The organism is Capnocytophaga genosp. AHN8471, from assembly GCF_016806945.1.
GTDB lineage: Bacteria > Bacteroidota > Bacteroidia > Flavobacteriales > Flavobacteriaceae > Capnocytophaga > Capnocytophaga periodontitidis.
This window is the reverse complement of sequence record NZ_JAESPJ010000055.1, coordinates 1-2,082: the sequence shown is the minus strand read 5'-3', so window position 1 is coordinate 2,082 and position 2,082 is coordinate 1. Positions and strand designations below refer to the sequence as shown.

The 2,082-nt window shown below is 34.0% G+C and carries 2 protein-coding genes; one reads left to right on the top strand and one right to left on the bottom strand.

Annotated features, from left to right (window positions below):
• Nucleotides 1–923: Eco57I restriction-modification methylase domain-containing protein (locus tag JMN12_RS15115; protein WP_203140085.1), on the top strand; the 923-nt coding region annotated here is incomplete at its 5' end.
• 36 nt (nucleotides 924–959) lie between these two features.
• Here JMN12_RS15115 and JMN12_RS15110 read toward each other — a convergent pair.
• The coding region (locus tag JMN12_RS15110) for an Eco57I restriction-modification methylase domain-containing protein (RefSeq protein ID WP_238423946.1) at nucleotides 960–2,082 on the bottom strand (1,123 nt) is incomplete at its 5' end.

Below are 2,082 nucleotides of genomic sequence, written 5' to 3'. Positions count from 1 at the left end.
AGGTAATGGACGGAGGAGCTCAAGCGAGCGCAAAACCTGTTTATCAACTGTTCATTCAGCAAGCTATAAAACTCAGCCCAAAATATATTAGTTTGATTACTCCCAGCAGGTGGTTTGCAGGAGGTAAGGGATTGGATGACTTTCGTGAAGCAATGCTTGAAAATAAACACTTTAAAGCTATACACGATTACCCTAATGCTGCTGAGATATTCTCTAATATCGAAATCAAAGGAGGAGTAAACTATTTCCTTTGGGACAGGGAATATAAAGGAGATTGCCTTATTAGAACTTATGAAAATGGTGAATGTATCTCAGCACTAAAACGTCCGCTTAAAGAAAAGAATGCCGATGTATTTATTCGATACAACGAAGCTATTCCTATTTTTAGAAAAATACAATCTCTGGAAGAAAAAAGTTTTAGTGAACTCATAAGTTCTGCAAAACCTTTTGGATTAAGAACCTATTTTAAAGGTAAAAAAGAATCTTTTAAAGGAGCTGTAAAAATCTATGTGAATGGAGGTATAGGGTACGTTAAGAAAGAAGAAGTATTAAAAAATCAGCAATGGATAAAAGAGCATAAAGTAATTGTTCCTTATGCTGTAGGAAGTGGCAATAGCAAGACCGATAAAGTAACCCCTATTTATGCAGAGCCTAACTCTTGTTGTACAGAAACCTACTTAGTAATAGGCCCTTTCGCTACAAAAAAACAATGTGAGAATGTAATGCAATATATAGAAACGAAGTTTCTACACTTTTGTCTAACACTAAAAAAGAATACCCAACACTCAACCAAAGAGTTTTACCAATTTGTTCCGCAACAAAACTTTGATGAGGCGTGGACAGATGAAAAACTATATAAAAAATATAGGCTTACTCCTGAGGAAATAGCTTATATTGAAAAAATGGTAAGACCTATAGAATAGCAAAAAAGCGTACAGCGGGTGAGCTGTACACTTTTTTTAAACTATTGGTTTAATCATTCGCTTAATAAAAGCTACTTCATCTTCTGAAAGATTATATTTAGCATAAAGTTGTTTATCTATAGCTTCAATAGTTTGCGACCAATCAATATCGCTTGAAGAGGTGAAGTTTTGTAGAGGGATAAGTGAAAATACCTTTTGATTAACTTGCATTGTTCCGTGTCCTAAGAATAAAAGAAAACGAAAAAAAGAAGTTTCCATATACTTTGCACAATTATTCATTTCATCTTCTTTTTGAAATATTCCTACAAGGAGAAATGTTTCCGTGCAAATATCATTAGGATAGCCTTTTATGTATTCAGGAGGAGTTACGGCATCCGATGAATAAGTTGTGGTAAAAAACAACTTGTATTTATTTAAAACATTGTATTTATCTGTTATATCTTCTTTAGTTATATAACCGAAAATACGTTTAGCACCTCCTTTTTTTCCTTTTACGCCAAAGACTTTTACAGAATCTTTAAAAGATTCAAATGCTAATAAAGATTTAGGATACTTATCAGGATTATTAAAAATGTCTTTCCTAAGACCGAAAGGGCGTGTTTTTGACACAATTGTTGAGAACTTTAACGGATTATGTTGATGTATTTTCTCAAGAATAGGGAGAACTCTTATGTCTCGCACTACATAATCAAAGAATTTATTATGTAATTGGTTACCTCCTTTAATTTCTTCCCCCTCCATTGTAATATAGGTGTAAACAACGTTTTTGTTAGTCTTTTTTCTATTCCAAAGAAAGTAACAAATTCCTCCATCATTGTGAGCAGTGGGGAATATGGAACGGTCATCTCGGTAATCTTTTATATAAGCAAGATGAGGGTCATTTTTCATTTCTTCTAAGAAAGGAATCAGTTCACTTCGCCCTCCAATCATCCATTTAGAAGGCATAATCAAACTTATAAATTGACTACTGAGTTGTTTTGCTAATGTCACAAATTTATGATATATAGGAGCTGCTGCATCTTCTGCTCCAGCTCCTCCGTCCATTACCTGATAGGGTGGATTTCCTATAATAGCGTCTATCTTCATATTTTTTTTGTTGTTAAAATGCCAAAATTTGCCACTGAGCAGGGTGTTTATTACGCTTTCGGGCTTCTGGGTG